The sequence below is a fragment of the Pseudoduganella danionis genome (assembly GCF_009720775.1).
Classification (GTDB): Bacteria; Pseudomonadota; Gammaproteobacteria; order Burkholderiales; family Burkholderiaceae_D; genus Rugamonas; species Rugamonas danionis.
Window position 1 is genome coordinate 1 of the sequence record NZ_WNKW01000002.1, and the last position, 24,988, is coordinate 24,988.

The 24,988-nt window shown below is 62.4% G+C and carries 23 protein-coding genes; 15 read left to right on the forward strand and 8 right to left on the reverse strand.

Annotation, left to right across the window (positions count from 1 at the left end):
- The first annotated feature begins 91 nt into the window (after nt 1-91).
- From mreD to GM655_RS08245, 5 genes are read left to right on the forward strand one after another with little or no spacing between them, the layout of a single operon-like run.
- Nucleotides 92-604 (forward strand): rod shape-determining protein MreD, encoded by a 513-nt coding sequence (gene mreD / locus GM655_RS08225; protein WP_155434210.1) that lies wholly within the window; start codon nt 92-94, stop codon nt 602-604.
- Nucleotides 605-619: 15 nt separating this feature from the next.
- The gene (gene mrdA / locus GM655_RS08230) at nt 620-2,602 is read left to right on the forward strand and encodes a penicillin-binding protein 2 (protein ID WP_155434211.1); all 1,983 of its coding nucleotides are present in this window, start codon (nt 620-622) and stop codon (nt 2,600-2,602) included.
- An 8-nt stretch (nt 2,603-2,610) separates the two neighbouring features.
- Nucleotides 2,611-3,723 (forward strand): rod shape-determining protein RodA, encoded by a 1,113-nt coding sequence (gene rodA, locus GM655_RS08235; RefSeq protein WP_155434212.1) that lies wholly within the window; start codon nt 2,611-2,613, stop codon nt 3,721-3,723.
- Between the two features lie 22 nt (nt 3,724-3,745).
- Nucleotides 3,746-5,833 carry a penicillin-binding protein 2 gene (gene mrdA, locus GM655_RS08240; protein ID WP_155434213.1) on the forward strand — a complete coding sequence of 696 codons (2,088 nt, stop codon included), beginning with the start codon at nt 3,746-3,748 and terminating at the stop codon, nt 5,831-5,833.
- A 10-nt stretch (nt 5,834-5,843) separates the two neighbouring features.
- Nucleotides 5,844-6,965 carry a septal ring lytic transglycosylase RlpA family protein gene (locus tag GM655_RS08245; protein WP_155434214.1) on the forward strand — a complete coding sequence of 374 codons (1,122 nt, stop codon included), beginning with the start codon at nt 5,844-5,846 and terminating at the stop codon, nt 6,963-6,965.
- 96 nt (nt 6,966-7,061) lie between these two features.
- Here GM655_RS08245 and GM655_RS08250 read toward each other — a convergent pair whose 3' ends face one another.
- The 7 genes from GM655_RS08250 to argS are packed head-to-tail and all read right to left on the reverse strand — an operon-like array spanning nt 7,062 to nt 13,395.
- Nucleotides 7,062-7,772, reverse strand: coding sequence for an SPOR domain-containing protein (locus tag GM655_RS08250; protein ID WP_371866749.1), 711 nt, complete (start codon nt 7,770-7,772; stop codon nt 7,062-7,064).
- A gap of 24 nt (nt 7,773-7,796) precedes the next feature.
- Nucleotides 7,797-8,564: a type III pantothenate kinase gene (locus tag GM655_RS08255; RefSeq protein WP_155434215.1), complete on the reverse strand. Its 768-nt coding sequence runs from the start codon at nt 8,562-8,564 to the stop codon at nt 7,797-7,799.
- Between the two features lies 1 nt (nt 8,565).
- A complete protein-coding gene (locus GM655_RS08260; protein ID WP_155434216.1) occupies nt 8,566-9,453 on the reverse strand; it encodes a biotin--[acetyl-CoA-carboxylase] ligase in 888 nt (295 codons plus the stop codon).
- On the reverse strand, nt 9,450-10,244 hold the full coding sequence (locus GM655_RS08265; protein WP_155434217.1) for an SDR family oxidoreductase: 795 nt from the start codon (nt 10,242-10,244) through the stop codon (nt 9,450-9,452). The genes GM655_RS08260 and GM655_RS08265 overlap by 4 nt, the downstream gene beginning before the upstream one ends.
- A gap of 2 nt (nt 10,245-10,246) precedes the next feature.
- Complete coding sequence (locus tag GM655_RS08270) at nt 10,247-10,918, reverse strand: thiol:disulfide interchange protein DsbA/DsbL (protein WP_155434218.1); 672 nt, start codon at nt 10,916-10,918, stop codon at nt 10,247-10,249.
- Between the two features lie 50 nt (nt 10,919-10,968).
- Nucleotides 10,969-11,664 carry an SPOR domain-containing protein gene (locus GM655_RS08275; protein WP_155434219.1) on the reverse strand — a complete coding sequence of 232 codons (696 nt, stop codon included), beginning with the start codon at nt 11,662-11,664 and terminating at the stop codon, nt 10,969-10,971.
- A 21-nt stretch (nt 11,665-11,685) separates the two neighbouring features.
- Nucleotides 11,686-13,395 (reverse strand): arginine--tRNA ligase, encoded by a 1,710-nt coding sequence (gene argS, locus GM655_RS08280; RefSeq protein ID WP_155434220.1) that lies wholly within the window; start codon nt 13,393-13,395, stop codon nt 11,686-11,688.
- Between the two features lie 285 nt (nt 13,396-13,680).
- Between argS and rsmB the strand changes: the two genes are divergently transcribed.
- The 8 genes from rsmB (at nt 13,681) to GM655_RS08320 (ending at nt 22,058) form a co-directional block, all read left to right on the forward strand.
- A complete protein-coding gene (gene rsmB / locus GM655_RS08285; RefSeq protein WP_229632473.1) occupies nt 13,681-15,258 on the forward strand; it encodes a 16S rRNA (cytosine(967)-C(5))-methyltransferase RsmB in 1,578 nt (525 codons plus the stop codon).
- A 43-nt stretch (nt 15,259-15,301) separates the two neighbouring features.
- Nucleotides 15,302-15,874: a DUF4390 domain-containing protein gene (locus GM655_RS08290; RefSeq protein ID WP_371866750.1), complete on the forward strand. Its 573-nt coding sequence runs from the start codon at nt 15,302-15,304 to the stop codon at nt 15,872-15,874.
- The gene (locus tag GM655_RS08295; protein ID WP_371866751.1) at nt 15,875-18,172 is read left to right on the forward strand and encodes a sensor histidine kinase; all 2,298 of its coding nucleotides are present in this window, start codon (nt 15,875-15,877) and stop codon (nt 18,170-18,172) included.
- Nucleotides 18,173-18,283: 111 nt separating this feature from the next.
- Nucleotides 18,284-18,997 (forward strand): response regulator, encoded by a 714-nt coding sequence (locus tag GM655_RS08300; protein ID WP_155434222.1) that lies wholly within the window; start codon nt 18,284-18,286, stop codon nt 18,995-18,997.
- 4 nt (nt 18,998-19,001) lie between these two features.
- On the forward strand, nt 19,002-19,397 hold the full coding sequence (locus GM655_RS08305; RefSeq protein ID WP_308807403.1) for a GTPase: 396 nt from the start codon (nt 19,002-19,004) through the stop codon (nt 19,395-19,397).
- A 150-nt stretch (nt 19,398-19,547) separates the two neighbouring features.
- Entirely contained in the window at nt 19,548-19,805 is a 258-nt protein-coding gene (locus GM655_RS08310) for a BTH_I0359 family protein (RefSeq protein ID WP_155434223.1), read from the forward strand.
- Nucleotides 19,806-19,918: 113 nt separating this feature from the next.
- Nucleotides 19,919-20,692, forward strand: a complete 774-nt coding sequence (locus tag GM655_RS08315; protein WP_155434224.1) for a class II glutamine amidotransferase — start codon at nt 19,919-19,921, stop codon at nt 20,690-20,692.
- Between the two features lie 85 nt (nt 20,693-20,777).
- Nucleotides 20,778-22,058, forward strand: coding sequence for an EAL and HDOD domain-containing protein (locus GM655_RS08320; protein WP_155434225.1), 1,281 nt, complete (start codon nt 20,778-20,780; stop codon nt 22,056-22,058).
- Between the two features lie 32 nt (nt 22,059-22,090).
- Here GM655_RS08320 and GM655_RS08325 read toward each other — a convergent pair whose 3' ends face one another.
- Entirely contained in the window at nt 22,091-22,480 is a 390-nt protein-coding gene (locus GM655_RS08325; protein ID WP_155434226.1) for an SPW repeat protein, read from the reverse strand.
- A gap of 161 nt (nt 22,481-22,641) precedes the next feature.
- Between GM655_RS08325 and GM655_RS08330 the strand changes: the two genes are divergently transcribed.
- Nucleotides 22,642-23,583 carry an ABC transporter ATP-binding protein gene (locus GM655_RS08330; RefSeq protein ID WP_155434227.1) on the forward strand — a complete coding sequence of 314 codons (942 nt, stop codon included), beginning with the start codon at nt 22,642-22,644 and terminating at the stop codon, nt 23,581-23,583.
- A gap of 5 nt (nt 23,584-23,588) precedes the next feature.
- A complete protein-coding gene (locus tag GM655_RS08335; RefSeq protein ID WP_155434228.1) occupies nt 23,589-24,899 on the forward strand; it encodes an ABC transporter permease in 1,311 nt (436 codons plus the stop codon).
- Nucleotides 24,900-24,988: the final 89 nt, after the last annotated feature.

A 24,988-nucleotide genomic window follows, 5' to 3' on the forward strand; every position in this document is an offset into this window, starting at 1 on the left:
CGCCGCCGGGCGCCCGCCCGGCCGCGGCCGCGGCACCTGCCGCCAAGCCGGCCGAAGGGCCTGAGCGCGCCAAAGCCAAGGAGATAGCGCGATGAACCGTCCTTACTACATCCTGCTGCCGGTGAGCCCCATGTTCATCGCCTTCAGCCTGTTCTGCGCGTTTTTACTGAATCTGCTCCCGTGGGGTAACTTCATCGGCGTGCCCGACTTCGTCGCGCTGGTGCTGGTGTTCTGGGGCATACACCAGCCGCGCCGCGTCGGCATCGGTACGGCGTTCTGCCTCGGCCTGCTGATGGACGTGCATGATTCCACCCTGCTCGGCGAAAATGCGCTGGCCTACACGCTGCTGTCCTATTTCGCCATCATGCTGCACCGGCGTGTGTTGTGGTTCCCGCTGGTGACCCAGGCCATGCATGTGTTCCCGCTGCTGCTGATGGCCCAGTCCATCCAGTTGCTGGTGCGTTTCATCGTGTCCGGCAAATTCCCCGGCTGGTTCTATTTTGTCGAAAGCGCCGTATCGGTGGTGCTGTGGCCACTGGCGACCTGGATACTGCTGGCGCCTCAGCGGCGCGCAGTGGACCGCGACCATACCCGTCCGATCTGACCCCGCGCTGGCAGTATGACTGAGCTTAAGGATAATCAGCGTGAACTCTACCAGTTCCGCCTGCGCCTGACGGTGCTGGGCGGGCTGGTGTTCATCTGTTTCGGCCTGCTGCTGGCGCGCTTCATCTGGCTGCAGGTCTACAAGCACAGCGACTATGTGGCGCAGGCGGAAGAAAACCGCATCGCCATCGTGCCGATCGAACCTAACCGCGGCCTGATCCTCGACCGCAACGGCGTGGTGCTGGCGCGGAACTACTCCGCCTTCACGCTGGAGATCACGCCATCCAAGCTGAATGCCACGCTGGATGAAACCATCGATGAGCTGTCCAAGCTGATCACCATCGAAACCAAGGACCGCAAGCACTTCAAGAAGCTGCTGGAAGAATCGCGCGGTTTCGAGAGTGTGCCGCTGCGTAACCGCCTGACGGATGAAGAAGTGGCGCGCTTTTCGGCGCAGCGTTTCCGCTTCCCCGGGGTGGAAGTGCAGGCGCGCTTGTTCCGCCAGTATCCGCTTGGTGAAATCGCTTCCCACGTGATCGGCTTCATCGGCCGCATCAACCAGTCCGAGGCCAAGCTGATCGCGCAGATGGACGACGCGGCCAACTACAACGGCACCGACCATATCGGCAAGGAAGGGCTGGAAAAGAGCTACGAGAAGCAGCTGCACGGCATTACCGGCTACGAGGAAGTGGAAAAGTCGGCCGGCGGCCGTGCCATCCGCACGCTGTCGCGCACGCCCGCCACGCCGGGCAGCAATCTGATCCTGTCGATCGATATCGAACTGCAGAAAGTGATCGAGGAAGCTTTCGGCGAATGGCGTGGCGCGCTGGTGGCAATCGAACCGGCCACGGGTGACATTCTGGCCTACGTCTCGCGCCCCGGCTACGACCCCAATCTGTTCGTCGACGGCATCGATAGCCAGAGCTGGAATGAGCTGAATAACTCGCTAGACCGGCCCATGGTCAACCGGCCCCTGTCCGGCGCCTATCCGCCCGGTTCCACCTTCAAGCCCTTCATGGCACTGGCCGCGCTCGAACTGCACAAGCGCACGCCGGGCCAGACCATCTACGATCCCGGTTCGTTCACGCTGGGCGGACACAAATTCCGCGACGATAAACCGGGCGGCCATGGCACGGTGGATATGTACAAGGCCATCGTCGAATCCTGCGATACCTATTTCTACATCCTCGGCAACGAGATGGGCATAGACGCCATCCACGATTTCATGAAGCCTTTCGGTTTCGGCCAGATCACCGGCATCGACCTCGAACACGAAAAGCAGGGCGTGCTGCCATCCAAGGAATGGAAAGCCAGCCGCTTCAAGAAAAATCCCGCAGCGCAGAAGTGGCAGGGCGGCGACACGATTTCCATCGCCATCGGCAACGGCTATAACAACTATACGCCGCTGCAGTTGGCGCACGCCGTAGCCAATCTGGCCAACAATGGCGTGGTGATGAAGCCGCACCTGGTGAAGATCATCGAAGACAGCGCCACCCGCACGCGCAAGCTGACCGTACCCAAGGAAAGCTACCGCATACCGCTCAAGCAGGAAAATATCGACATCATCAAGAACGCCATGGTGGGCGTGACGCTGAGCGGCACGGCGGCGCGCGCGTTTGCCGGTGCCGGCTATACCTCGGGCGGCAAGACGGGCACGGCGCAGCTGATCGCGATTAAGAAAAACGAGAAGTACAACGCCAATCTGATTGCCGAACGGCTGCGCGACAATGCGCTGTATACGGCGTTCGCGCCGGCCGACAATCCGCGCATTGCCATTGCCGTGGTGGTGGAGAACGGCGGCTTCGGTGCCGGCGTGGCCGCACCCATCGTGCGCAAGGCGCTCGATTACTACCTGCTGGGCAAACGCCCGCATGAAAAAGAAACCACTGCCGTGCCGCGCGAGGATGCCGAGCTGCGTTCCGTGCAGGACGTGCAGGCCGAGCAAGGCCTGAGCGACGAAAAACGTCCCGGCGCCGAGACTCCCGGCAACAAGGAATAAGGGAAACCATGCATATCAACGAAAGGCGCTCGCTGTGGCGCCGCCTGCGGCCATATTTCACGGTATTCGATATACCGCTGGCGCTGATCATCTGTGCCCTGCTATCGGTGGGGCTGGTCACGCTGTACTCGGCCGGCATAGGCATACCCGGCAAGGTGGAAGACCAGTTGCGGAATATCTTCCTCGCCTTCATGGTGATGTGGGTGGTGGCGAACATCTCGCCGCAGATGATGATGCGCATCGCCGTTCCTGCCTATCTGGTGGCGGTGGCGCTGCTGGTAGGCGTGGCCCTGTTCGGCACCATCAAGCTCGGTGCGCGGCGCTGGCTGCACGTAGGGGTGGATATCCAGCCATCCGAATTCATGAAGATCGCCATGCCGCTGATGCTGGCGTGGTTCTTCCAGCAGCGTGCCGGCCAGCTGCAGTGGGTACATTACGCGATAGCCGCCGTGCTGCTGGCGATCCCCGTGGGCCTGATCGTGAAACAGCCCGATCTCGGTACCGCGCTGCTGGTGGTGGCCAGCGGTTTCGCCGTGATCTTTCTGGCCGGTCTGGCGTGGAAGGCGCTGATCGCACTGCTGGTGGCCGGTGCCGCCAGCCTGCCCGTGATCTGGTCGGTGCTGCATGATTACCAGCGCGAGCGCGTGATGACGCTGATCGATCCGACTTCCGACCCGCTGGGCAAGGGCTTCCACATCATCCAGTCCACCATTGCGGTAGGTTCGGGCGGGATTACCGGCAAGGGCTGGACCCATGGCACCCAGGCCCACCTCGAGTTCATCCCCGAGCGCACCACCGACTTTATTTTTGCCGTGTTCTCGGAAGAATTCGGCCTGACCGGCAATCTGGTGCTGATGGTGCTGTATCTGCTGTTGATAGGCCGCGGGCTGGTCATCGCCGGCAATGCCCCGACCTTCTTCACCCGTTTGCTGGCTGGCGCGATCACCATGATTTACTTCACCTATGCCTTCGTCAACATGGGCATGGTGAGCGGCATCCTGCCGGTCGTTGGCGTGCCGCTGCCGTTCATGAGTTATGGCGGCACTGCGCTGCTGACGCTGGGACTGGGTGCCGGCATCCTGATGAGCATCCAGCGCCACCGCAAGCTGGTGCAGACTTGAGGCGCGGCGGGAGCGCACAGCCATGATAGAAATGAAGGACACCGAGCGCGAGCTCGCGCAGTTCCGCGCCCGTATCACGGTGCTGGTGGGACTGGTGCTCGTGTGTTTCGGCCTGCTGCTGCTGCGCTTCATCTGGCTGCAGGTGATCAAGCACGATGAATTTGCCACCAAGGCGGATGAAAACCGCATCGCGCTGGTGCCCATCGTGCCTAGCCGCGGCCTGATACTGGACCGTAACGGTGTGGTACTGGCACGGAATTATTCCGCCTTCACGCTGGAGATCACTCCGTCCAAACTGGCCGCACCGCTCGATGAAGTCATCGACCAGCTGTCCAAGCTGGTGCTGGTGGAGCTGAAAGACCGCAAGCGCTTCCGCAAGCTGCTGGAAGAATCCAAGAATTTCGAAAGCGTCCCGCTGCGCAACCGCCTGTCCGACGAAGAAGTGGCGCGCTTTACTGCGCAGCGCTTCCGCTTCCCCGGGGTGGAAGTGCAGGCGCGGCTGTTCCGCCAGTATCCGCTCGGCGAAACGGCATCCCACGTAATCGGCTATATCGGCCGCATCAACCGCGCCGAAGCCAGAGCGCTGGAAGAGGGCGACGACGGCGCCAACTATAACGGCTCCGATTACATCGGCAAGGAAGGGCTGGAGAAGAGCTACGAAAAGCAGTTGCATGGTGTTACCGGCTACGAGGAAGTGGAAGTCACCTCGCGTGGCCGCGCCATCCGCACGCTGTCGCGCAAGGCTGCCGTGGCGGGCAATAACCTGATGCTGTCGATCGACATCGAGCTGCAGAAAGTGGTGGAAGAAGCCTTCGGCGAGCGGCGTGGCGCGCTGGTGGCGATCGAGCCTTCGACCGGCGATATTCTGGCCTATGTGTCGCGGCCCGGCTACGACCCCAATCTGTTCGTCGATGGTATCGATACGGCTAGCTGGAATGAACTGAATAATTCGCTGGACCGGCCCATGGTTAACCGTCCACTGTCCGGCACCTATGCGCCCGGGTCCACCTTCAAGCCCTTCATGGCGCTGGCCGCGCTGGAGCTGGGCAAACGCACGCCAAGCCAGATCACGCCCGATCCCGGCTTCTACTACCTGGGCGGCCACAAGTTCAACGACGACCTGGTGGGTGGCCATGGCGGGGTGGATATGCGCAAGTCCATCATCGTATCGTGCAATACCTACTACTACGCGCTGGGACATGACATGGGCATAGACATGATCCATGATTTCATGAAACCGTTCGGCTTCGGCCAGCTGACCGGCATCGATCTGGAAAACGAAAAGACCGGCGTGCTGCCCTCGCAGGAATGGAAGCGCAAACGCTTCAAGGGTGCGGCCGGCAAGTGGGTGGGGGGTGATACCATCTCGGTCAGCAACGGCTCTGGCTACAATGCCTACACGCCGCTGCAGATCGCCCACGCGGTCGCCAATCTGTCCAACGATGGTGTGGTGATGAAGCCCCATCTGGTGAAAATTCTCGAAGATGGTGCCACCCGTGCGCGCAAGCTGACAGTGCCCAAGGAGAGTTACCGGATCCCTCTCAAACAGGAGAATATCGATTTCATCAAGAACGCCATGGTCGGCGTAACCAGCGAAGCCGGTGGTACCGGCTTCCGCGCGTTTAGCGGCGCAGCCTACACGGTGGGCGGCAAGACTGGTACGGCGCAGGTGATCACGATTAAAACGGGCGATAAATACAATGCTGCCAAGCTGGCCGAACGTTTGCGCGATAATGCGCTGTTCACGGCTTTTGCACCGGCCGACAAGCCGCGCATTGCGCTGGCGCTGGTCGTAGAAAATGCCGGTAAAGGCGGGCTGGAAGCGGCGCCAATCGCGCGCAAGGCCATCGATTATTATTTACTGGGCAAACGCCCGGCTGAAAAAGACAGTACCAAGGTTGCGCGCGAAGACGCAGTGGCCGTGGTGCCGGTGGAAGGCGAGCTGCTCGAGCAGCAGGCTGCGGCGGCCGAACAGGAGCGCCAGAGCGTGCAGGCAGCTGTTGCGCCTGCACCGGCATTGGCGCCAGCAACTGCACCGGCGCTAAAGACCGGCACCACTGCCGCACCCGCTGCTGCGCCCGCGCCGGCAACGGCTAGAAAAAAACAGTAAGGAGACAGGCATGCGTTATTACCGGAGTCGTATCCTCATATGGCTGGCTGCACTGGCAATGCTGGCGCTGGCCGGATGTACTACGGCGCCGGTAGTCAGCGACACGGCGCGCACGCCACGCCCGACGGCGACTGCAGCGACCGTGCTGCGTGCACCGGCTGCCGGCAAGCCGGCCACCGGCCTGCCGGAGCTGCCACCTGCCAATTCCGGCCGCGGCGGTTATTATCAGGATGATGGCCCCGGCGATGCCCCGCCGCCGGATCTGGAAAACGTGCCCGATGCCGAAGTGCGCAATGATCCGCTACTGCCATTCTCCAACCGGCCCTACACGGTGTTCGGCAAAACCTATACGCCGATTACGGATAACCGGCCCTATACCCAGATCGGCGTGGGTAGCTGGTACGGCAAAAAATTCCACGGCCAGCGCACCTCGTCCGGCGAGCTATACGATATGTACAAGATGACGGCGGCCCACCCCGTGCTGCCGATTCCGTCCTATGCCCGCCTGACCAATATGGTCAGTGGCGCAGTGGTGATCGTGCGCATCAATGACCGTGGCCCGTTCCACGCCAGCCGCGCCATCGACGTGTCTTACACGGCGGCGCTGAAGCTGGGGCTGCTCGGCAAGGGCAGCCACGAACTGCAGATCGAACGCATACTGCCGGACGAAGTGGACCGCATGCTGGCCACGCGCAGCGGCGTATCGGGCACGGTGGCGCCGCGTCTGGCCACACAGGCAGCGCGCAATAGCGCCGGTGCCGGCCTGCTGGGACGCGGTGATGCCGGTCCGCCGCTGCTGCTGACGGCCGCCACGGCGCTGGGCGAATCGGCCCCCGCCAGTGCCAGTGAGATCGAAGCGCTGATGCGCGATGACCGTGCGCCGGGCGAGGCCGAAGCGTCGCCGGCCAAAGCGAATTTCTACCTGCAACTGGGCGCCTACGCCCGCGCGGAAAATGCCGAAGCGGTACGCAGCAAACTCAATGGCAGTGGCCTGAGCGGACTGGAAGTGGTGAAGAATGGCGCGGTGCACCGCCTGTACACGGGACCGTTCGCGAGCCGTCAGGATGCATTGCAGGCGGCGCGCGGCCTGCCTGCTACGCTGAATCTGAAGCCTATCGTCATCCAGCGCTAGGCCGAGGCCCGGGCGTGACGCCCGCCCGGACGCGGCTCATGCGTAGCGCGCCAGTGGAGCGGCTGGCGGCTAAGGTACGCGGCTAAGGCTGGCGGTTTATTTGCAGCTGTGGGTGTCGGTGCCGGGGAAGCTGCTGCGTAGCTGTTCGAGGCGGATTTTCAGATCGGGATCGACATCGCGGAACTGGAACGACAGCAGTTTGCTGCCGCTCATGCGCGGCGCGATCTTGGCCGTGCGCACACCCTGTTTCATCAGCGCTGCCAACTGGTTCTGTGCTGCCGTTTCCGTCTTGAAGACGCCCAGCGAAATGGCCCAGCGCATAGGCGTGTTATCGCTCATGATGAAGTAGTTGTGCACGCCGAGCCCGCGCAGTTCGGCCGCCTTTTTCTCTGCGCCCTCCTTGCTGCCTTGCGGCGGCATATACACTACATAGCTGGATACTTCGCTGCCGGGCAGGTTGTGGCGCGACTGGCGATCACCGAGCTTGAGCGGCGCCAGCACGGTTTCAAAGCGGCGTGCATCGGCCAGTACAAAGCTGGAAATCTCCACGCAGGCCAGAACTTCCGGTGCCGGCTTGGCAGCGGCTGCGGCACTGGCGGTGCTGGCCGCAGCTGCGCTGGCGCTATTCACGCTGCTGGCGTTGTTGGCTTTCTCTTCCGAGATGATGAGCAGTTTGTCGGCATTGAGCTGGTTGCTGAGCCGCTGCGGTTCGCGTTCGTTGCCGCTGAAATGGCCCAGATAGCCTTTGCCATAGGCGTACAGCCCAGCATTTACTGCTAACAGCGACCAGAAAATAAATTTCAGCACGACGCTTTCCTTGAGTGTTACCGCCTAGGTGGCGCTGCCGCTGGCAGCGTGCAGGCCGATCAGGACGATGTTGTCTACCATGCGATACGGCACGGTGAGCATGGGCGCGATGAACTGGGCTGCGCCGCCCGACAGCAGGCATACGCTGGCCTGATGGCGCTGGAAGGCATGCTCGATGGCGCCGCTCTGCGCTGCCAGACAGCCGCTCAGAATCGCATCGTCCGTGTTGTCAGCAAATCCATCCGGCAGCTTACCGTCTTGCGCGATCTGCGGCAACTGCGCCGTGTTGCGCGCCAGCGAACTGGCCATTAGGCCCAGACCAGGCATGATCATCCCGCCGAGGAAGCGGCCGTCGGCCGTGACGGCATCGATGGTGGTCGCCGTGCCGCAGTTGGCCACGATGACATCCTGCCCGCGTGCCAGCACATGGCCGGCAATGGCGGCAGCAAAGCGGTCGCAGCCTAGCTGGGCGGGGTTGCGGTAGCCGTTCTGCAGACCCGCCAATTCGGCCACCGAGGCAAACCAGCTGATGGTCTGCTCGGGCAGCAGCATGGCGGGGAAGGTCCGCTGCAGCACGTATTCCAGCTGTACGCGCAGCGCATTGCCGGCCACGTTGGCGATGATGATGCGGTCGACACCGTGTTCGGCCACGGCATCGTGCAGATGCAGTTCCAGTTGCGGCAGGTCGGCATGGCTGACGGCACCGTGGGCATACCATGTGCCCAGCGTGGTGCCGGTTTCCACCAGCGCCCATTTGACCCGCGTGTTACCTGCGTCTATCAGTAAAATCATATTAGTCCGGAAGGGTTGGGTTGGGCGTTGCCGCGCCGGCAGATGCGGGGTTCAGGCGCAGCGAGACATCGCCCGATAGCACTTCGACCCGGCCCGCCGATGTATCGAGCAGCAGGCGGCCGATGGCGTCCACGCCAGCCGCGCGGCCCTGCTGCAGCACTTGATCATGGTCGAGGATGACGACTTCGCGCCCGTGCCACGCATGCAGCGCATTCCAGCGTTCGCAGAACGGAGCAAAGCCGGTATCGTCGAATTCGGCCAGCACGGCGGCCAACCGGCTAAGCAGGGCGGCCACCAGCTGCTGGCGCGGCATCTGCGCCAGCCATGGCGCTGCGGCCACGCTGCGGCCTATCTGTGCTTCCAGCTGGTCCGGCATCAGCAGATTCAGACCGACCCCGATCACGGCCCAGATGGCGCCGTCCGTATCGCGTTTGGCGGTCTGGCTTTCCACCAGTATGCCGGCCAGCTTGGCGCCGTCGCGCAGCAGGTCGTTGGGCCATTTGATCTGGACGGGCACGCCCAGGCTGCCCAGCGTTTCGGCCAGCGCCACGCCGACGGCCATGGGCAGGCCGGACATGCGGTGCAACGGCCCCTTGAAGCGCCACGCCAGCGAGAACATCAGCGCTGCGCCGGGCGCGGATAGCCAGCTACGGCCGGCACGGCCCCGTCCTGCAGTCTGCTGGTGGGCGATCAGCAGGGTAGGGCCGGCCAGCGTGTCGATGCGGGCCAGCAGATCGGCATTGGTGGAGCCGGTCTGCCCGACGATTTCGATGGCGACGTGGCTGGCACTGCTGGCGCAGGCGGCGCTGATGGCTGCGGCGTCCTGCTGTCCGAGTGCGGCGGCCGTCGTTGTTGTCTGCGCTGCCGGTGGAGTATGTGGCCGCGTCATGCCTCACCCTTGCGCGGCTTGTGCGGCGCGTTGCCGAAGGCCAGATCGTACAGCCAGTTGGGCAGCATACGCAGCAGCTTGGCGACGATGCCCATCTGCCACGGGATCACCCGGTAGCTGCTGCCGTGCGCGATGGTCTGCACGGCCTTGCGGGCGAACTGCTGCACCGGCATCAAGAAGGGCATGGGGTAGGGATTTATCTGCGTCATCGGCGTATCGATGTAGCCGGGGCAGATGGTGACCACGCGGATAGCGTGCCGCTTGAGTTCGAGTCGCAGCGATTCGCAGTAACTGATCACGGCCGCTTTGGAAGCGCTATAGGCTTCCGCACCGGGCAGACCACGGATGCCGGCCACACTGCCGATGCCGACCAGCCGCGCTGCTGTGCCCTGTGCCTTCATGGCCGGGATGAAGGGCGCAAATGTGGCAGCCGTGGCCACCACATTGGTGGCGATGACGGCTTCGAATACGGGGATGTCTTCGGAAAATTCAGTCAGCGTGCCGACCGAGATGCCGGCATTCGCTACCACTACATCGATGCCGCCCGCATGGGTCAGGAAATCTTGCGCGGCTGCCGCAATGGCCGCATGGTCGCGCACATCGACCGCATAGGCGCGATGCCGTTCGGGATGGGGCAGGCTGGCGATCAATTGGTCCAGTACGGCGCTGCGGCGCGCCAGCAGGCCTAAAGTGGCACCCTGTGCCGCATATTCGGCAGCCAGTGCCGCGCCTATGCCGCTGGAAGCGCCGGTGATGAAAACCCGATCAGGCGCGGCGCCCCGTATCGACATGCTTATTTCTTTTCCGCTTTGGCCTTGGCGACCAGGATATCCATCACCTGCAGCGCCTGGGCGTGCAGCTGGGCTTCCGAGCTGGCGCTCTTGCTGCCTTCGTTGGCCATGGTAGGCGAGGTGATGTACTTGCCGTCGATGGCGATCAGCGGCCACGAGTCCACCGTGTAGGCATCCATCATGGCGCTGGCGCGGCGCACGCTGCCGGCCACGCCGAAGCCGCGATAGGTATCGATGAACTTCTGCTTGTCGATGCCCTGCTTGGCGATGAAGTCGAACACCATCTCGTCGCGGTTCATACGGTTATGGTTGACGTGCATCTCCTGGAAGATCTTGCTGTGCATGGCGTCGTTCATCAGACCCATGGCGATCAGGGTGAAGTACATTTTCTGCTGTGGCAAATCGTTGCCCTGACGGGAAATGTGCATGCGCTTGAAGACAATGTTGTCGCCCTGTTTTTTCACCCAAGCCGTCAGGTCGGGATCGAAAGCATGGCAGTGCGGGCAGGCGTAATCGAAGAACTCCAGCACTTCGACTTTCTTGCCTGCTTCAACGGGCTGCTGCTGCGCCAGCGTGCGGTATTCCACGCCGTTCTTCGGATCGGCCGGCGTAGCACTCGCCATGGCGACTACACCCAGCATCAAAGCACCTGCCAGCCATTTCATGAAACGCATAGAACTACTCCTGATACAAGAAGGTTGAATTCCGACCGACTGAGATGGTTTTATTTCTGGTTGCGCACCACGGCTACATCGATGCCGTTTTCCGACAGCTTGCTACGCACCTTGTTCATGGCTTCCACCTGATTGAAGGGGCCCATGCGTACGCGGTGCAGCACGCCGTTATCGGTCGCACGGTCCGACACATTGGCTTCAAAGCCCAGCAGGGCCAGCTTGGCGCGCGCACTCTCGGCATCGCTGACTTCGCGGAAGGCGCCGATCTGCAGATAGTAGATGTATTTTTCATCGCCGCTGTCGGCTGCCACTTTGGCTGCTGGCACAGGGGCGACATTGGCAGCGGCTGGCGTAGTAGCCGGCTTGCTCTTGTCGACCACAGGTGCCTGTGCGGGTGCTGGCGCCGCAGGGGCAGCCGGCGTCACAGCGCCTTGGATCTTGTCGACCACCGACTGCAGCGGATCGGCCGCCGGTGCTTTTGGTGCATCTTTGGAGAAGTCGCGCGCCGCTTCACGGGCCGCCTCCTTGTTGCCATACATAGGCTTGTTCGGATCGGCCGTCTGTCCCGCCGTCGGTTCCGCCGTCTTGCTGCTGCGGCCCTTGTCGGTGAACGGGGTAGCACCCTTGTTGATGACGAGTGCCACCACCACGGCGATCGACAGGCCGATGACCAGCCCGATGACGATGCCGATGATGGTATTGCCGCGCTGACGCGAGAGGGCAGGAAGACGGGAGCGGAAAGTCATGGTGCGGGACATCCTCGGTAATTACATCTTGTTCGGTGCCGAAACACCGATCAGTGCCAGACCATTGCGCAGCACCTGGCGGGTGGCCACCATCAGTGCGATACGGGCCGCTTTCAGCGCTTCGTCTTCCACCAGCACGCGCTCGGCGAAGTAGAAGCTGTGCAGATTGGCGGCCAGATCGCGCAGGTAGAAGGCGATCTGGTGCGGGCCCAGTTCGGCCTGGGCACGCGCTAGCGTTTCCGGATAGGCGGCCAGAGTCGCCAGCAGGGCGGCTTCGGTCGGTGCCGTCAGCGGCGACAGGTCGACATTGGCCAGATCTGCTTCGTTGCCGGTCCATTGTTCCAGCATGCGGCAGATACGGGCGTGCGCGTACTGCACGTAATAGACCGGATTTTCGTCCGAAGTTTTCAGCGCGACATCGACGTCGAACACGAACTCGGTATCGGCTTTACGCGAGATCAGGAAGAAGCGCACGGCGTCGCGGCCTTTGGCGATATCGCCGCCGCCCGACCAATCGATCAGATCGCGCACGGTAACGTAGGAACCGGCACGCTTGGAAATCTTGACTTCCTCGCCGCCCTTCATCACGGTGACCATCTTGTGCAGCACGTAGTCAGGGTAGCCTTGCGGTATGCCCACGTTGACGGCCTGCAGGCCGGCGCGCACACGGGCGATGGTGCCGTGGTGGTCGGAGCCCTGCACGTTGATGGCCTGGGTAAAGCCGCGCTGGAATTTGACGATGTGGTAGGCCACGTCCGGCACGAAGTAGGTGTAAGTGCCATCCTTCTTGCGCATCACGCGGTTCTTGTCGTCGCCGTAGTCTTCGGTTTTCAGCCACAGCGCGCCTTCTTCTTCGTAGGTCTTGCCGGACTTGTTGAGCATGTCCACGGCGGCATCGACCTTGCCGTCCGAGTACAGCGAGGATTCGAGGTAGTAGTTATCGAACTTCACGCCGAAGGCCTGCAGGTCGATATCCTGCTCGTTACGCAGATAGGTAACGGCGAACTGGCGGATCGATTCGATATCTTCTACCTCGCCGGAAGCTGTCGCAGGTGCGCCGTCGGAAGCGGAAACCGTCTTTTTGAGTTTGAAGTCTTCGGCGATATCGGCGATGTAGTCGCCGTTGTAGGCCGATTCCGGCCATGCCGCGTCGCCCGGTTTGTAGCCGCGCAGACGCGCCTGCACGGAATTGGCCAGCGTCTGGATCTGTACACCGGCGTCGTTGTAGTAGAACTCGCGGGTGACATCGTAGCCCTGCGACTGGAACAGCGAGGACAGCGCATCGCCCAGCGCAGCCTGACGGCCGTGGCCTACGTGCAGCGGACCGGTCGGGTTGGCCGAAACGAATTCGATGATGACTTTTTTACCGGCACCAGCACTCGCGCTGCCGAAAGCGGCGCCCTGTGCCAGCACGGCTTTGACCACGGCCTGCTTGGCTGCCGCACTCACGCGCAGGTTGATGAAGCCTGGGCCGGCGATATCGGCCGATTCCACCAGACCCTGGGCAGCCGGATTGGCCAGCAGCGCGTCCACCACCTTGGTGGCCAGCTCGCGCGGGTTCATTTTTAGCTGTTTGGCCAGCTGCATGGCGATATTGCAGGCGACGTCGCCGTGCGAAGGATCGCGCGGGCGTTCCAGTACGACGTTGGCCACCACTTCGGTGCCGGCCAGCAGAGGGGCCAGAGCGGACTGGAACAGGGCGGAGATATCTTGTTTTTGTTGGGCGAGCATGGTCAATGGGGCGGTCTAGCCGCGCAATAGGTCGGGTTGGTCTATCCAGAAGCGAAAACGGCCGGTACGCTGGCACCGGCCAAACAGCGGTAATTATACTGGTTTGCTGTCGGCCGGTCACCGCAGCGGACGCGGCCTGGCGGCGTGGCGCGGCGCGCTTCATGCCGCAACGGCATCGCCACGGCAGAGTCACTACTGTATACTGCGCGATTACTTGGCGTTTAGTGTGTGATAGCTGCCCCGGACCCGCAGCCACGCTGGTGCCACCCACTCTGGAATTAGCATATGAACAAGCGTCCGACGCTCTCTCTGAAGACCTCCGCCAAGGCGCCAGCCAAGGCACCCGCCAAGGCCGTAGCCAAGGCGCCAGCCCGCGGGCCGGCCAGGGAGTCAGCCCGAGGACCTGCCCAAACGCCAGCCCAGGCACCATCCCAGGCACCAGCCAGGACCGCCGCACCGGTCCGGGCCCCGGCTCAGGAGCGCGCGCCGCGTCCAGCTCAAGAACGACCTGCTGCGCTGCGTGCCAGCCATGCGCGCGAGTTCAAACCGGCCTTGCAGACCAGCTTCCAGACTTCGTTGAAAGGCGATTCGCTGGCATACAGCCTGCTGGGCGCAGCACAGGCCGTGGCGCTGGTACGTACCGGCACCAATCTGCCGCAGGCGCTGGCCCAGCTGTGGGCGCGCAGCGAGACCAGTCCGCAGGCGCGTGGCGCCATGCAGGATATTGCCTATCGCTGCATGCGCCAGCTCGGCCAGAGCGAAGCCCTGATCGCCCAGTTGGCGCCGAAAGCGCCCGATGCGCTGGTGGCGGCCTTGCTGGCCTGCGCGCTGGCCCTGATGACGGCGCCCGATGCAGTAGCACCGTACGAAGAATTCACCGTGGTCAACCAGACCGTGACGGCGGCCGAAGCCCACCCCGACACGGCGCGCGCCAAAGCCATGGTCAACGCCGTGCTGCGCCGCTTCCAGCGCGAACGCGCGGCCCTGCTGGAGACTGCGCTGCTGCAGCCAGTGGCGCAGTGGAATTACCCGCAATGGTGGATAGATGCGGCCCGCACGGCCTGGCCGCGCGACTGGCAGGCCATCCTCCAGGCCGGCAATGGCGCGCCGCCGCTGACGCTGCGCATCAATGCCCGTAAAACCAGCATGGAGCAGTATCTGCAGCGCCTGCAGCAAGCCGGCATGGCGGCCAGCGCTATCGGCCCGTATGCCGTGCGGCTGGAAAAACCCGTGGGCGTGCATCTGATCCCCGGTTTTGCCGAGGGCGTGGTGTCGGTACAGGATGCCGGCGCCCAGCTGGCCGCGCCCCTGCTCGATGTGCAGGACGGCATGCGCGTGCTCGACGCGTGCGCGGCGCCGGGCGGCAAAACCTGCCACATACTGGAACTGGCTGATGCCCAAGTGACCGCACTCGATGCCGATCCCAAGCGGCTGGCGCGCGTAGGCGAGAACCTCGAACGGCTGCAGCTGCAAGCCACCTTGCGCACGGCCGATGCCCAGAGCGCAGCCTGGTGGGATGGCCAGCAGTTCGACCGCATACTGGCCGATGTGCCGTGCACGGCCTCCGGCATCGTACGGCGCCACCCCGATATCCGCTGGCTGCGGCGCAAGGGCGACACGCTCCAACTAGCAACACTTTCCGCCAAAATCCTCGACAACCTTTGGCAGATGCTGGCACCGGGTGGTAAATTGCTATTCGTGACCTGTTCGCTCTGGCCACAGGAATCCGAGGCGCAGGCCGCGGCATTCGCAGTACGGCATCAGGCTGTGCGGCTCGATGCCCCCGGCCAGCTGCTGCCGGGTGGCGTAGCGGGACAGGATCAAGATGGCTTGTTCTACGCCCTGTTCCAGAAAAATGCGTAGTATTAGCTCCCTTTGCCCGCAGCAACCAAGTACCGGCCCTGACGTGACACGACGAGTTTTTCGCCTGCTGATCGCCCAACTCCTGCTGATACTGGCGTGCCTATTGCCGCAGGTGGCACGCGCCGATGGCGTGGAAATCCGCCGCGCCAGCATCGAGGCGAGCGAAGAAGGCTACCGCCTGAACGCGCGCTATGGTTTCGAACTGAGCAGCGACATGGAAGATACGCTGCAACATGGCGTGTCGCTGTACTTCACCACGGAAGTGGAATTCACCCGCCCGCGCTGGTACTGGTTCGATGAAAAGGCGATAGTTGCGCGCCAGACCATAGTACTCGGCTATAACGTGCTGACGCGCAAATACAGCGTCAACGTGAATGGCAGCCTGAAGCAGAACTATTCGTCCTCGCTGGAAGATGCGCTGCTGTCGATCCGCAACCCCAACCGCTGGGTGGTGGCGCCCCGTACAGCCCTCAAAGTGGGCGAGAACTACAACGTCAAGCTGAGCATGGGGCTGGACACCAATTACATCTCCAAGCCTCTCAAAGTCAGCGCGCTGAATAACAGCGAATGGCGTTTGACCTCGGACAAGAAAATTTTCCAGTACAAGGCGGAGTAAGTGAATACAGCATTGCGGTATGCATCCGTCGTTGGCGGCGTGGTTGTCAGCATACTGCTGTTCCTGCTGGCTTCCGCATCCGATAATTCCGGCTTTTTCGACCGCTACTATGGCTGGCTGCTGGGCCTGAACGCGGCCGTGGCCGTGGCCCTGCTGCTGCTGGTGGCCGTTTCGCTGTTCCGTCTGTACGTACGCTTCCGCACGGGGGCTTTCGGCTCGCGCCTGATGACGCGGCTGGTGCTGCTGTTCGCGGCCATAGGCGTGCTGCCGGGGCTGGTCATCTTCTTCGTTTCCATCCAGTTCGTCTCCCATTCGATTGATTCCTGGTTCAACGTGCCGGTGGAAGAAGCGCTGCAGTCCGGCATCAATCTGGGCCGCGCGGGCCTCGATACCGCGCTCAACGAGCTGCAGGGCACGGCGCGCCGCACCGCCGACCAGCTATCGGAACAGCCATTCGGCACGGAGCGGGCCACGCTGGCCTATCTGGTCAAGCAGCAGTACGGTATGCAGAACGCCATCATCGTCGATGCGGAAGGGGGGCTGATCATCAGCGCGCGCGCGAATCGTGGCGGCAACCTGAGCGCCGACCTGCCGACCAGCGAAATGATGGCCAAGGCCAAGAGCGACGGCCTGTATGGCGCGCCCGAAGGGGGTAACGAACTGCGCAGCAATCTGATCAACGCACCTGGCGGTTCGCGCGACGTGGTGCACCAGCTGCGCCTGCGCGTGGTGCTGCCGATACCCGAGCGGCCGCAGCCGAACGGCGTGCATCTGGCACCGCGTTATCTGCAGCTGATCCAGCTGGCACCCGAGCAGCTGGCGGCCGATGGCGAAACCATACGCAGTGCTTATTCCGATTACAAGGAACGCTTCGTCGCGCGGGTCGGGTTGCGCAAGATGTACATCGTCACGCTGACGCTGACCCTGCTGCTGGCCGTGTTTGGCGCCATCGCCAGCGCCTTCCTGATTGCCAGCGATCTGGCCCAGCCGCTGCTGCTGCTGGCCGAAGGTACGCGTGCCGTGGCCGAGGGCGACCTGTCGCCGCGCCCCATCATGACCACCTCCGACGAACTGGGCACGCTGACCCAGTCGTTCAATATCATGACGCGCCAGTTGTTCGATGCGCGCACCGCAGTCGAGCTGAACCGCACCGCGCTGCAGAACGCCAAGGCCCACCTGGAATCCGTGCTGGCGAATATGTCGGCCGGGGTGATGGTGCTCGATCCCGAATTCCATCTGGTCAGCTGCAATGACTCGGTGGAGCGCATCCTGCAGCAGTCCGGCTCGGCCATGCTGGGCCAGAAGCTGGACCAGATCGAAGGTCTGCAGGAATTCGGCGGCGCCATCGTGGCCGCATTTGCGGCCCAGAGCGCCCAGTCGGCCTCGGACCGCACGTTGCAGCGCCTGCACTGGCAGCGCCAGATCGAAGTGCCGCGCCGCACGGCCAGCCTGGATGATAACGATCAGACCTTGCTGGCGCGCGGTTCGCGTCTGCCCATCGAAGGGGGCGAAAGCGGCTATCTGGTAGTGTTCGACGATATTTCCGACGTGATTTCGGCGCAGCGTTCGATCGCCTGGGGCGAAGTGGCGCGCCGTCTGGCGCACGAGATCAAGAATCCGCTGACGCCTATTCAGTTGTCGGCCGAGCGCATGCAGATGAAGCTCGATGGCAAGCTGGCACCGGCCGATAACGAACTGCTCAACAAGGGCACGGCCACCATCGTCAATCAGGTAGCGGCCATGAAGCGCATGGTGGACGATTTCCGCGATTACGCCAAAACCCCGCCGGCCCAGCTGGAACCGCTGGACCTGAATGCGCTGATCGAAGAGATCCTGCACCTGTATCTGGCCGGCGAGGATGACGATATCATCTACCCGCAGCTGACGCCGGGCCTACCGCTGGTGATGGGCGACGCCACGCAACTACGTCAAGTGATCCACAATCTGCTGCAGAATTCGCAGGATGCCATGGCCGAACGCCCCGAGGGCGCACCGCCGGCCCACATTGACGTGATCAGCGAAGCGATTCATTATCAGGGCGCGGATGGCAGCACCCGTACGGCTGTACGGCTGGCAATCAGCGATAATGGGCCCGGTTTTGCGCCGAAAATCCTGGCGCGGGCCTTCGAGCCCTATGTCACCTCCAAGGCCAAAGGCACGGGACTGGGGCTGCCTATGGTCAAAAAGATTATCGAAGAACATGGTGGACGGATCGATATTCAGAACCATGTCGATAGAAGTGGTGCGTCGGTAGTGATTTTGCTGTTAAAGTTAGCGCCGACGACGCACAATACCTAAGTTAGTACCGCAGTAAGTACCGAAGTTAGTACCGCAGTAAGTACCTGAGTTGCACGGATTAGAAAAATCATTGCCGGCTACAAGCTGGCGAAATGAGGAAGGCAAGGGAAGATGGCAAATATTCTGGTAGTGGACGATGAAATGGGTATCCGCGAGTTGCTCTCGGAGATACTGAGCGACGAAGGACATGCAATTACACTGGCGGAGAACGCCCAGCAGGCGCGCGAAGCCCGTGCCGCCGGGGCGCCGGATCTGGTGCTGCTCGATATCTGGATGCCGGATACGGACGGCGTCACGCTGCTCAAGGAATGGCAGCGCGATGGTCTGCTGACCATGCCGGTAATCATGATGTCGGGCCATGCCACCATCGATACGGCCGTGGAAGCGACGCGCATAGGCGCACTCAACTTCCTCGAGAAGCCAATTGCCTTGCAGAAACTTCTGAAGGCTGTGCAACAGGGCCTGACCCGTGCGCAGGAAACCGTGCGCGCGCCAGCGCTGGCGACTCGCCCGGTAGTGGCTAGCCCGGTGGAAGAGAGCAGTGGCAGCGGCTTCGGCCAGGCCAGCCCGGCGGCGGCAATTGCCGTGCGCGGCGGTGCCACCATCGCCGGTGCCGATAACCACATGTTCAACCTGTCGTTCGACCTGCCGCTGCGCGAAGCGCGCGACGCTTTCGAGCGCATGTACTTCGAGCACCATCTGGGCCGCGAAGGGGGCAGCATGACCCGTGTGGCGGAAAAAACGGGGCTGGAACGTACCCACTTGTACCGCAAGCTCAAGCAACTGGGCGTGGAGCCCGGCAAGCTGGCCAAGAAAGGCGTGTAAGCCGGTGTCCGGCGCTGCAGCACGCGCGCCGGTCCCCACCTGGCTCGCTACCGGCGCGGGGCGCGAAACGGCCATTGCCGCCCGCCTCGCTGCTGCATCCCCCGCTGGTGCAGCAGTTTCCCGTGTCGTCATACTCGAAGGCATGCCCACCGGGCTATCGCCGCTGGCCGATCTGGCCGATACCTCTCCTAGTGTGCAAGTGTTGCGTATTGCCCCCGGTTGCCTGCATTGCAGCGGCAATCTGGTTTTGCGGGTAACATTGAACCGTGTTCTGCGCCATCCGCCCCAACAGCTGTATATCGGGCTGGCCAGTGCCGAGCACCTCGAGCTGTTCCGTGACTTTTTACAGGCGGCCCCGTATGCCGCCTTGCTGGACCTGCAAGCTGATCTGGCTGCCTGAACCCTGCTGCCGATCGGCCGGAGTGTCGGAGCGCCGGCCGCCGGAGCGCCGGACCGCCGGCCGCCGTACTTGTAATTGGGCGTCTCCAGCCCCATTTGGGTGGGGAAGACGCAACCGACTAGTGTTACGTCCCTAGTGAAAGGAAGCAGCATGAACCTCATCTACAACAGCGAACAGTTCAGCGTCCTCGAGTTTGGCGTCGACCGCAGCCATGAAGCTTTGCGCTTCGGCGGCTATGAAATTGTCGACAAGGGGGGCAAGCGCGAAATTTTCATCAACGGCATACTGGCGCAGAATTTCCGCCGCGACGTCAGCGAACTGATCGCGAGCGAACCGACGATGGCCGAGATCGACGAATTCCTCGGCAGCTATAACGAAGTCATGAGCTATCCCGCTACGCCGCACTGAAAGGCGCGGTATGGCCATGCACCGGTGCCGGCGCGCTCTGCGCCCGCACCGGTTTTTTATTGCGTTCGTAAATTCGCTGTTTTGCCCATACTGCCAGTGGGTATAATCGGGTGATGTGCCAATTACTCGCGATGAACTGCAATGTGCCGACCGACATTGTGTTCAGCTTTACCGGCTTTGCCATGCGTGGCGGCCAGACCGACACCCACCACGATGGCTGGGGCATTGCCTTTTTCGAGGGCGCCGGCGTGCGCCATTTCGTCGATCATCAGGCGGCCGTGAACTCGCCCATCGCCGAGCTGATCAAGCGCTATCCCATCAAGTCCAAGAATGTGATCGCTCACATCCGCAAGGCCACGCAGGGCCAGGTGGCGCTGGAGAACTGCCATCCGTTTGTGCGCGAGCTGTGGGGCCAGTACTGGGTGTTTGCCCACAATGGCGACCTCAAAGCTTTTGCGCCTGTGCTGGACGGGCCTTACCGTCCCGTCGGCAGCACCGATAGCGAGCTGGCGTTCTGCTACATCATGCAGCAATTGCGCAACCGCTTTGGCACGGCGCGTCCCGAGCGGGCGGCGCTGCGCGTAGCGCTGGCCGAGCTGACGCAGGAAATTGCCGCCTATGGCACGTTCAATATGCTGCTGTCCTCGGGCGCAGAACTGTTTGCCCACTGTTCTACCCATCTGGTGTATCTGGTTCGTCAGTTTCCGTTTGACACGGCGCACTTGTCGGATGAAGATGTGCAGGTGGATTTCTCACAGGTGACTACTCCGAATGACCGGGTGGCCATCATCGTGACGCAACCTCTGACGAGCAATGAACAATGGACGGCGTTTCAGCCCGGTGAGTTGAAAGTGTTCGTGGACGGCATGCCGGAAGCGCAACTGTGATGTAAATATTTCAAGACATGGTTGCGGTTTGATGTCAAAATAATAGCATGGCGCAGTGTCGCCGCTTTTTGTACTGGCAAACGCAATGATCGAACTATCTCCCCGTGGCCCCGAAGCCGACCAATTACGCGTGCGTGAGTTCTATCTGGGACGGCAGCCTATACTGGACCGTAATCAGTCGCTGTTTGCCTACGAATTGCTGTTCCGTAATGCGCCGGTCGGTCCGGCCCGCATCAGCAACGAGCTGACGGCCACGGCCGCCGTGATCGCCCATGCTTCCCAGCTGGGCATGGAGCGCACGGTGGGGGATGCGCTGGGCTTCGTCAATGTCGATGCCGAAGTCCTCATGACGGATATCTTCTCCTTCCTGCCGCGCGAACGGCTGGTGTTGGAAGTGAGCGAACACACGCCTGTCACGCCTGCGCTGATCAGCCGCATGGCCGAACTGCATGCCCAGGGTTTCCGCTTTGCGCTCGACGAAGTGCAGGGCACGGCGCCGGGCCTGCACCGTTTGTTGCCGCTGGTGGACTACGTCAAGCTCGATGTGCAGAAGGTGGACCTGTCCAGCCTGATGAAGCTGGCGCCGCGCTTCCGCGAAAGCCGCAAAACCCTGATCGCGCAGAAAGTGGAAAGCCGCGAAGAATTCAAGAACTGCCTGGATCTGGGCTTCGATTATTTCCAGGGCTATTACTTTGCCAAGCCCGTCATCATGAGCGGCAAGAAGCTGTCGCCGTCGCAGTTGGCCGTGATGGAGCTGATGACGCTGGTCACTTCCGAAGCGGACAATATGGAAGTCGAGCGGGCCATCAAGCGTGATGTGTCGCTCGCGCTGAATCTGCTGCGGCTGGTAAATACGCCGGCCGTGGGCTTGCGCCACCGCGTCGATTCGCTGAGTCAGGCTGTGATGATATTGGGCCGGCGCCAATTGCAGCGCTGGCTGCAGATCATGCTGTACGCCGAACCCAGCAAGCGGGGCCATAGCATGACCCCGCTGCTGATGCTGGCCACTACCCGTGGCCGCTTGTTGGAACTGTTGGCCGGCAAGCTGCGGCCCGCCCATCGCCAGTCGTCGGAAATTGCTTTCACCGTGGGCATCATGTCGCTGATGGATACGCTGTTCGGCTTGCCGATGGCCGACATCCTGGCGCAGATACCCGTCAGTGCCGAAGTCACCCGTGCGCTGCTCGAGCGCGAAGGCTTCTTCGGCGACCTGCTCAAACTGGCCGAATGCATAGAGCGCATCGAAGACCTGGACCACCAGATACTGCCCACGCTGCGCGATCTGGCCGTTTCCACCGACGATCTACTGGAGCTGGAAATGGCTGCCTTCGAGTGGAGCGACAACGTGGTGCGCTACGCCCTTTGATACGACGTTGCGGGCCGGTGCGCTGAACCGGATCAGGTTGCGTGCCCTGCGCCGGGCCAGTGCTTGTGCAGTTCCGGATCGGTGCGCATTTCCCACAGTGCCAGTACCACTACGGCGATGCCGACCAGCAGCGAATTCCACATCAGTTCGCGGTTGTCGGCAATTTTCATCAGCCATGGCGACAGCGCCACCCACAATCCCACGAGCAGGTTGAGCAGCACTGCCCAGAAATAGGTTTTGTACAGGTCAAACGCGGCCAGTACGGCCATCACGGCGCCCGATATCATGGCGGTCCCCGCCTGTATCGACGGGATGGGATAGGAAAATACCCACGGTGATACAAAGAACCACAAGCCCAGCAGCAAGATCAGCTGATCCTGCCAGCGCTTGAGGGATGGATGGTTTTCCGGATGAGTTGCCATATACACCTCCTTGATAGAGCCGCCGGTTGGCGACATTCCCGTTTAGGCCCCTTGTTGCGCAAAAAGTTCATATTTTTGTATTTCCTCTCTGCCATCTTGCCTAATTAGCATGCCATCGCTATGCTGGCCGCTTATCGAAAATACCAGCGACGGGATGGCTTATGGCAGCGGTTCTACTCAGCGTCAATCAGCTCAGCAAATCCTACGGTGCGCGCAAGGCCGTGGACGGGGTGAGCTTTCAGGTACAGCAGGGCCAGACGGTGGGCCTGATCGGCCCTAACGGCGCCGGCAAGTCCACCACGGTCAGCATGATCTGCGGCCTGCTGCGCAGCGATAGCGGCAGCATCCTGCTGAATGGCGTGCCCGTGACGCAGGGCGCCAGCGCGGCCAAACAGCTGATCGGCTACGTGCCGCAGGATCTGGCGCTGTACGACGATCTGTCCTCACTGGAAAACCTCAAGCTGTTCGGTGCCCTGTACGGCCTCAAGGGCGCGCAGCTCAAGCAGCGCTGCGAACAGGTGCTGGCGCTGGTCAACCTGAGCGACCGTGCCGGCGATAATCCCTCGACTTTTTCGGGCGGCATGAAACGGCGTCTGAATATTGCGGCGGCCTTGCTGCATGAGCCGCAACTGCTGATCCTCGATGAACCCACGGTGGGCGTCGATCCGCAAAGCCGCAATGCCATCTTCGACACGCTGGAAGCCCTGCAGGCGCAAGGCTGCGCGCTGATTTACACCAGCCACTACATGGAAGAAGTGGAGCGGCTGGCCGACCATCTGGTCATCATTGACCACGGCAAGGTGCTGGCCGACGAAACCCCGGCCGCCCTGTACCAGCGCCTGCCCGCGCAAGCGGCGCTGCAGGTGGAACTGGCCGTGCCGGCCGGCGCCGAACTGGTGGCCGCACTGTCCGCTCTGGACGGCGTGCGTAGTGTGCAGGCCAGCGGCCAGCAGCTCAGCATCGCGCTGGCCGAGGCGGCGCAGGCGGCAGCCGTGCTGGGCTGGCTGGCCGGGCAGGGCGTGACCCTGCTGCATTTCGCCACGGCGAAAACTTCGCTGGAAAACATCTTCCTCAACCTCACTGGCCGTTCGCTGCGCGACTGATCACCATGACTGCTCTGATAGCTTTGATCCGCAAGGATGTGAAACTGTATCTGCGCGATAAGCGCGCCCTGATGATGCATCTGCTGATGCCGGTAGTACTGGCCGCCTTCTTCGGTTCGCTGTTCGGCGGCGGGCCGGAAGCCAATACCAGCAAGGTGGAAGTGGGGCTGGTTGTGCTTGACCAGTCGGACGTGGGCAAGCAGATTGCGGCGGGCCTGCAGGCCGATAGCGCGCTCAAGGTCAGCCTGCTCGATGAAGCGGCAGCGCAGGCGCAGGTGCGCAAAGGCAAGCTGCCGGTGGCGGTGGTGATCCCGGCCGGCTTTGGCCAGCGCGCTGCCGATGCCCTGTTCAGCGGCATCGACAAGCCCAGCCTGACGGTGTACTACGATCCTTCCCAATCGACCATGCTGGCCATGGTGAAAGGCTTGCTGACCCAGCAGGTGATGCAGGCCAGCAGCGCCGCAGCCTTCAGCTTCACGGATAGCAGCGTGACCAGCAAGCAACTCGAGCAGGTGGCCAGCAGCGATCTGGCGGCAGACGACAAGGCCCAGCTCAGCGACTTTCTCGGCAGCCTGAAAAAATATCAGGACCAGCGTGCCGCCACTGCACACAAGCAGCAGGCGGAAGGCCAGGCGGACGCGCAGGCCAACAAGAAACCGGCCGGCATGAGCGTGCCGTTCAGTACCAAGGATGAAGCGCTGAGCAGCGGCCCGCGCTACAACGGCTATGCCCATTCGTTTGCCGGCATGGGTGTGCAGTTCATCCTGTTCATGGGCATCGATATGGGCATCAGCATCCTGCTGGCCCGCCGCTCGGGCATCTGGAACCGCCTGATGGCCGCGCCCGTGACACTGACCACCGTGCTGCTCGGGCGCGGCCTGTCCGGCGCGCTGATAGCGCTGGGGCTGATGTGCGCACTGTTCGCCTGCGCCATGCTGATCTTTAAAGTCACCATCAGCACGCTGGCCGGCTTCCTGATTCTGGCCATCAGTTTCGCGCTGATGACGGCCGCCTTCGGCCTGCTGATTGCGGCCTTCGGCAAAACCCCGGAAGCCGCGCGCGGTATGGCTGTGTTCGCCACCATGATCATGGTGATGCTGGGCGGCGCCTGGGTGCCATCTTTCATCTTCCCCGAGTGGATGCAGCAAGTCACGCTGGCCATTCCGACCCGCTGGGCAGTGGATGGCTTTGATGCCGTCACGTGGCGCGGGCTGGGGCTGGATGCCGTGCTGCCGCCGGTGGCCGTGCTGCTGGGCTTTGCGCTGGTGTTTGCTGCGCTGGCTATCGGGAAATTCCGCCGCGAGGCGCAGCAATAGAAGCGCCGTCCGGCCGCACGTAACAGCGTGGAAGTTGACCCATCGGGCTAAAGTTTCTCTGAATCAACCCGATACATAAGGTAACATTC